Raw genomic sequence first — 6,919 nt, forward strand, 5'->3', positions numbered from 1 at the left:
GGGTGGCCCCGCCGGGGGCGCCGGGGGAGCCGCCGGTCCCGGTGGCCGCCGGGAGGTCGGCGCCGGGGGCCGCGGCCCCCTGCACGGAGCCCGCGTCGCGCGGGTCCCAGGCGATTCCGGTGGCCGTGCTGACACCGACCAGGAAGAAGGCGGAGAGCAGCGTGGCGAGCAACGGCCTGCGGCCCCGGAAGGCCGGCCGGCGCCGGTGCGACACGGGTCCGGCCGCCCGGCCTGCGCCCTGTGTCCGCCGGCCCGCACGATGCCGTGCTCGCCGGTCCGTTCGCCGGTCCGCTGTCATTCTTGTTCCTCCCGCGAATATGCCCCGAATGGGGGGCTGCACAGCAGTAGAGCCCACTCCCGGCTTCCGGACAACCGTTCCCAGGAGCCGGAGTTCGGGTACGTACGCCACACGGACCACGCGAACTACGCCCCCCGTCCGCAGGCCCGGACGAAGTCCCCACCTGGGCCGCGGCGAACCCTCGCTTCGGAATGCGACATTCCCCTAGCCTTACGGCGCAAGTGGCGCATAATCGTCGTCACGCGGCTCGAAAAAACCCTCTTGCCGCACTTGGTCACGCATGCCGTGGGGGCATCGTGCTGCCGATGAGGGAATCCGGAGCCATGGGGGAAGCCGGGTCGATGAGGGAAAATGGCTTATCCGGAACACTGCCGGCGACGTCCGCCGAAATGTCCCGGCTGCTCACCGCCGTCCGGCGGGGGCGCGTCCTGACCGTGGCGGGGGGCTTCCGCGAGCCACGTAGCCTGCTGGTACGGGAGATCGCGCGGCGGATCGCGTCCAACTTCTACGACGGGGTGGCTCTCGTCGCCATGCACCCGCAGCACGGCGGCTACGGAGTCCGGGAGCTGACGGCCGAGCTGGGCTCCGTACCCGGCATGCCCGCACCGGCCCGGGGAACGGCGAGCACCGCCTCGTGGCTGGCCGAACGGGACATGCTGCTCGTCCTGGACGGCGCGGAGCAGCTCGGCCCGGACGCCCTGGCCTGGCTGCGGAACCTGCTGACCGTGGCACCGGGGCTGCGGATCCTGGCGGCCGGGCGGTCCCCGCTGGCCTTCGATCAGGAGCGGATCCACCAGCTCTGATCCACGGCTGCGGTCCGCCGGCCCGGTGTCGCGGCGCGCACCCGCCACACCTACGACAGCTCCCCGGGGAGCATCGGTTTCGGGTGGCCGCGGACGGGGCCGCCGGGTCAGCCGAGCTGCCGGCTGAGCTGCCGCCACACCGGAGCCGGGCAGCGCCCCTGCGGCCGGGCCTTGAGGAACATCCCGTAGTCGACCCGGCGCGGCGTCCGGCCGAACTCCACCCAGTGGGCGCGGCCGGAGGCCTTGTCCCAGCCGTCGTTGGGCATGCGGATGTGGTCGGCGCGCCCGTCCTTGTCCTTGGTGGTGATCTGGGCGACCTCCGCGTGGCCGGCATGGACGGCCAGCACCACGCAGTAGTGCCGCAGCTGCCGCGCCGGGTCCTCGCGCAGCGGCACCATGGCCAGCCAGATCTCCCCCGGCGCCGGCCGGTGGGTGCCGACGGCGACGCGCGGACCGCCGCGGGAGGCGTCCCATCGGCGGACGTCCCACCGGCGGACCGCCACGACGAAGGCGAGCGCCACCAGACCGGCGGCCATGCTCTCGGCCGTGGCCCGGACGTTCCACACCGGAACGTCCCCGACCTGGCCCTCCGTCCACCACAGCGCCGCGCAGACGAGCGCGAGCAGGACCACCGCGCGGGCCGGCACCAGCCACCAGGCGCCGGTCCGGCGGCGCGACGCGAACAGGGCCAGCAGCAGGGCCACGACGGCCGGTACGGCGTAGACGATCAGGTACTGGCCGAAGCCGTGCAGCTGCTGCGGCGGCGACTGCTCGGCCAGCAGATCCGGGAGCGCCAGCGGCACCGCCAGCAGATAGCCGACGGTGGGCAGGACGAACAGCACGAGCAGGAGCCCCAGGCAGCCCGTACCACCGCAGGACGTGTCGGAACGGCGTGCCACAGGACCCCCAGAGCGGTTTCGGTGAAGCCCCCCGGGGCACCGACCCCGAACGCTAGCGCAGGGCCCACTCCTCGGCCAGGAGTCCCATGACGACCTCGTCCTCGAAGGCGCCGTACACCCACGCCGAACGGCGCAGCAGGCCCTCCTGTACGAAGCCGGCGGCACGCGCGGCGCGGATCATCGCCGCGTTGTCGGCGAGGGTCTCCAGCTGGAGGCGGCCCAGCCCGCGCACGGTGAATCCGTAGCGGCACAGCAGCTGGACGACCTCCTGGCCCAGCCCCCGCCCGCGCATGCCGGGCCGCAAGGAGATGCCGAGGTGGGCGCAGCGGTTGTGGGTGTCGATGCCCCAGAGCAGGGCCTCCCCGGCCGGCTCACCGGAAATCAGTTCGACCGCGGTGAAGACGGCCGCGTCCTCGGTGGGCGCCCCCGCCTCGTACGGGGAGTGGCCGCCGGTGGCCGGCCGCGGGCTCCAGGGCCTGGAGTCGGCCCGTGAGCGCGTGACGACGTCGTCGTACAGCTCGGCGTGCAGAACGGGTACGTCCTCGGGAAGGCGGGCGCGCAGGCCGGCCAGATGTCCGCTGATCACCGAGCCTTCCTAGGTCATGGCCGCGCGGGCCGCAATCGGGTTTCGGTTCGCCTAAGGGCTGTCCCGTACTCCCCGGTGGATCAGCGCACGGTGTCAGATGCGGTGCATCGCAAGGCGGAGGGGCGCCCGCATTGGGCGTATTCGGGCGTTCCGACAACGCGGCGAGGTGCCGTAGCCGGCGTCGTGCGCCCGCCGGGGATTACGGGACAGCCTTAGCCCTGGACACCGCCGGAGACGGCTCCGCCCCGGTCGGGCACGGGGCCGGCCGGGGCGGAGCATCACGCCGTCACGGACGACGCGTGGGTACGGCTGTCACATCAGCCCAGGAGGGCGAGCGTCTCGTTGAGGGTTGCGGACGGGCGCATGATCGCCGCGGCCTTCGTGGCGTCGGGCCGGTAGTAGCCCCCGATGTCGGCCGGGGAGCCCTGCACCGCGACGAGTTCGGCGACGATGGTCTCCTCCTGCTCCGACAGCGCCTTGGCGACCGGCTCGAAGGCCTTGGCCAGCTCGGCGTCGTCGGTCTGCCGGGCCAGCTCCTGCGCCCAGTAGGTGGCGAGGTAGAAGTGGCTGCCGCGGTTGTCGATGCCGCCCAGCTTGCGGCTCGGCGACTTGTCCTCGTTGAGGAAGGTGCCGGTCGCGCGGTCCAGGGTGTCGGCCAGCACCTGGGCGCGGGCGTTGCCGGTGGTGGTCGCGAGGTGCTCGAAGCTGGCGGCCAGCGCGAAGAACTCGCCCAGGCTGTCCCAGCGCAGGTAGTTCTCCTTGACCAGCTGCTGGACGTGCTTGGGGGCGGAGCCGCCGGCGCCCGTCTCGAAGAGGCCGCCGCCGTTCATCAGCGGGACGACCGACAGCATCTTGGCGCTGGTGCCCAGCTCCAGGATGGGGAAGAGGTCGGTCAGGTAGTCACGCAGCACGTTGCCGGTCACCGAGATGGTGTCCTCGCCGCGGCGGAGGCGCTCCAGGGAGAAGGCGGTGGCCTCGACCGGGGACAGGATCTTGATGGTCAGACCCTCGGTGTCGTGGTCGGCGAGGTACGTCTTGACCTTGGCGATCAGCTGCGCGTCGTGGGCGCGGTTCTCGTCCAGCCAGAAGACGGCCGGGACGCCGGTGGCGCGGGCGCGGGTGACGGCGAGCTTGACCCAGTCCTGGACCGGCAGGTCCTTGGTCTGGCAGGCGCGGAAGATGTCACCGGCGGCGACCTCCTGCTCCAGAACCGTGTCGCCCGCGGCGTCGACCAGGCGGACGGTGCCCGCGGTGGCGATCTCGAAGGTCTTGTCGTGGCTGCCGTACTCCTCGGCCTTCTGGGCCATGAGACCGACGTTCGGGACCGAGCCCATGGTGGACGGGTCGAAGGCGCCGTGGGCGCGGCAGTCGTCGACGACGACCTGGTAGACACCGGCGTAGCTGCTGTCCGGGAGGACGGCGAGGGTGTCGGCCTCGGCGCCGTCCGGGCCCCACATGTGGCCGGAGGTGCGGATCATGGCCGGCATCGAGGCGTCGACGATGACGTCGGACGGCACGTGCAGGTTGGTGATGCCCTTGTCGGAGTCGACCATCGCGAGGGCCGGGCCCTCGGCGATCTCGGCGTCGACCGAGGCCTTGATCGCATCGCCGTCGGGCAGCGCGCCCAGGCCGTTCAGGATGGCGCCGAGGCCGTCGTTGGGCGACAGGCCGGCGGCGGCCAGGGTCTCGCCGTAGCGGGCGAACGTCTTCGGGAGGAAGGCGCGGACCACGTGGCCGAAGATGATCGGGTCGGAGACCTTCATCATCGTGGCCTTGAGGTGCACGGAGAACAGCACGTCCTCGGCCTTGGCCCGCTCGATCTGGTCGTTCAGGAAGGTGCGCAGCGCGTCGACGTGCAGGACGGACGCGTCCACGACCTCACCGGCCAGGACCGGTACGGACTCGCGAAGCACGGTGGTGGCGCCGTCGGCGGCGACGTGCTCGATGCGAAGGGTGCCGGCCTCGGCGATGACGGTGGACTTCTCCGTGGAGCGGAAGTCGTTCTCGCCCATGGTGGCGACGTTCGTCTTCGACTCGGTGCTCCAGGCGCCCATGCGGTGCGGGTGCGTCTTGGCGTAGTTCTTGACCGAGGCGGGGGCGCGGCGGTCGGAGTTGCCCTCGCGCAGGACCGGGTTGACGGCGCTGCCCTTGACCTTGTCGTAGCGGGCGCGGATGTCGCGCTCCTCGTCGGTCTTCGGGTCGTCCGGGTAGTCCGGGAGTGCGTAGCCCTGGCCCTGGAGCTCGGCGACCGCGGCCTTGAGCTGCGGGATCGAGGCCGAGATGTTCGGAAGCTTGATGATGTTGGCTTCCGGGGTCTTCGCCAGCTCGCCGAGCTCGGTGAGGGCGTCGGCGATCCGCTGGCTCTCCTGGAGGTACTCCGGGAAGACGGCGATGATCCGACCGGCCAGGGAGATGTCACGGGTCTCGACATTCACACCGGCCGTCGACGCGTATGCCTGGATCACAGGCAGGAAGGAATACGTCGCGAGGGCCGGGGCCTCGTCAGTGTGCGTGTAGATGATGGTCGAGTCAGTCACCGGATGCTCCGCTCCACAGTCTGCGTCTCTCGTCTGCAACATTGCTCGACATCAAGATATCTCGTGATCGGGCCGGTCAGCACAGCCCCCGGCCGCCAGTCCGCGAGACGCACGTCACGCGGCGCCCGACGGCCCCCGGAAAAGCCGAGAGCGCCGCCCACGGCTGTTTCCAGCCGGGGCGACGCTCGGACGATCAGGCCTTATCAGGCCTGCACGCCTGATCAGGCGGCGAGGACCTTGGGGTCCGGGCCGTACTGGTTCGGCTGCGGCTGACCGGCGGTGGCGGTCAGGACGAGCAGCCAGATGCCACCGATGAAGGGGACGAAGGCGATGAAGTACCAGGCGCCGGACTTGCCGAGGTCGTGCAGACGACGGACGGTGACCGCCAGGTTCGGCACGAGGGTGCCGAGGATGTACAGGCCGACGAGCAGCGGGTAGGTGCCCAGCAGGTTGTCGAGGATCATCAGGACGATGATGATGGCCACCTGGAAGAGGGTGAACATCCAGTACTCCTGGCGGCGGGCGCGGCCGGAGAAGACGGCGTACTTCTTCAGGACATCGGTGTAGTGGTTCATGAGGGTCCCCCCAGAGGACGGTTGGTTCGGCCCGTCCTGCTGGAGCAAGCCGGGGCAGAACTTATGCCCCCTTTACGGCGCGGTCAAGCCAGTTCACAACCCGCAGGAATGGGAACTTTCCTTCGCTTCTCCGGCCAAAGGCGTTGGTACCCGGCGCTACTTGAGACCCGCGGATCGCCTTTGGCCACAAGGCGTGACGAAATAGGCCGTGTTCAAGGGGGGTGGAAGTCGCGCCGTGGGGCGCAGGGTCATGCACGAGCGGCGAAAAGCCCTCAATGTCCGACGTGTTCATGCGTCGGCCTCGCGGTAGGCGACTTGATCGACTTACGGATCGTTACCTCACTGCAGCCTGGGCCGCCGCGAACCGGGCGGAAAGGAGGATTCCGACCCCGGGGCGCGGCAGCCCGGACGTCAGCCGATATGGAAGGAGTCTCCGTAGACCTTCCAGTCGAGCGGCGTGTTGAGGTTCAGGTTGCCCTTCTTCAGGAAGACCCGCTGCGCGGTGTCGACCCGGCTGGTGTCGCTGTGCGCCTCCTCCTGCTTCATCGCCCAGACCCGGGCGTCGAGGAAGGCGTTCAGGTAGGCGGTCTCGCTGCCGCCCTGGGACGGGGGCTTGGCCTTGGACAGGGCGCGCTTGCGGATGTTGCGGAAGCTGGTGGAGTCGCCGCCGTCGCCGTGCATGACGATGGCGTCGTAGTAGATGAACTGGCCCAGCACGCCGATCCCGTCGGCCTTGCCCTGCTTCACGGACGGGTTGAAGTAGACCCGGTCGCGCTCGTGGTCCTGGGCCTTCCTGAAGTCGGCGTCCTGGGCCGCCTTCGCCCAGTCCCTGGTGAAGTTCGGATCGAGGCCGGCGTGCGAGTCGCTGCCGTCGACCCTGCGCAGGGCGGGCAGGTACTTCGCGAGGACGTTGCCCGGCTTGATCTGCGTGTAGTACTCGACGAGGTCGAGCATGTCGCCGGTGCCGGAACAGAATCCGATGATGCCGGCCGTGTAGCCGCGGCCGTCGTCTATGTCCTCTATGTACTTGTACTGCGCCTTCCAGTCCAGCGAGGAGTTCTCCGCACTGGAGACGATCTTCATGGCGATCTCCTTCTTCGCCGGATCGTCAAGGCCCACGGCGGCCGCCTCCCCGGCGTGTGCCGTGGGGGCGGGGGCCGTGGCGGCGGGGGCCGTGGCGTGGGCGGCGACGGGGGCGGCGATCAGCGCACTGCCGAGCAG

At 70.4% G+C, this 6,919-nt stretch carries 7 protein-coding genes; 1 reads left to right on the top strand and 6 read right to left on the bottom strand.

Going from position 1 to position 6,919, the window contains the following annotated elements; all coding sequences use genetic code 11:
- On the bottom strand, positions 1-214 hold a 214-nt coding region (locus tag ACWGIU_RS24835), incomplete at its 3' end, for a hypothetical protein (RefSeq protein WP_453709220.1).
- 473 nt (positions 215-687) lie between these two features.
- Here ACWGIU_RS24835 and ACWGIU_RS24840 point away from each other — a divergent pair.
- Entirely contained in the window at positions 688-1,101 is a 414-nt protein-coding gene (locus tag ACWGIU_RS24840) for a hypothetical protein (protein ID WP_453709222.1), read from the top strand.
- A 107-nt stretch (positions 1,102-1,208) separates the two neighbouring features.
- Here the strand turns inward: ACWGIU_RS24840 and ACWGIU_RS24845 are convergent, their stop codons facing one another.
- From ACWGIU_RS24845 to ACWGIU_RS24865, 5 genes are all read right to left on the bottom strand, one after another.
- A complete protein-coding gene (locus ACWGIU_RS24845) occupies positions 1,209-2,000 on the bottom strand; it encodes a hypothetical protein (protein WP_453709224.1) in 792 nt (263 codons plus the stop codon).
- Positions 2,001-2,052: 52 nt separating this feature from the next.
- A complete protein-coding gene (locus ACWGIU_RS24850) occupies positions 2,053-2,586 on the bottom strand; it encodes a GNAT family N-acetyltransferase (RefSeq protein ID WP_453709226.1) in 534 nt (177 codons plus the stop codon).
- Positions 2,587-2,903: 317 nt separating this feature from the next.
- On the bottom strand, positions 2,904-5,123 hold the full coding sequence (locus tag ACWGIU_RS24855) for an NADP-dependent isocitrate dehydrogenase (RefSeq protein ID WP_453709228.1): 2,220 nt from the start codon (positions 5,121-5,123) through the stop codon (positions 2,904-2,906).
- A gap of 221 nt (positions 5,124-5,344) precedes the next feature.
- Positions 5,345-5,698 (bottom strand): DUF805 domain-containing protein, encoded by a 354-nt coding sequence (locus ACWGIU_RS24860; protein ID WP_453709230.1) that lies wholly within the window; start codon positions 5,696-5,698, stop codon positions 5,345-5,347.
- Positions 5,699-6,109: 411 nt separating this feature from the next.
- Positions 6,110-6,919, bottom strand: an 810-nt coding sequence (locus ACWGIU_RS24865) for a chitosanase (protein ID WP_453709232.1), incomplete at its 5' end; no start/stop codon positions are given.

The organism is Streptomyces sp. NPDC054840, assembly GCF_053611065.1.

What these genes read in the sequence shown, in the direction of transcription:
- ACWGIU_RS24840 (WP_453709222.1), top strand. Translation starts at nt 688, where the DNA reads ATGTCCCGGCTGCTCACCGCCGTCCGGCGGGGGCGCGTCCTGACCGTG.
- ACWGIU_RS24860 (WP_453709230.1), bottom strand. Translation starts at nt 5,698, where the DNA reads ATGAACCACTACACCGATGTCCTGAAGAAGTACGCCGTCTTCTCCGGC.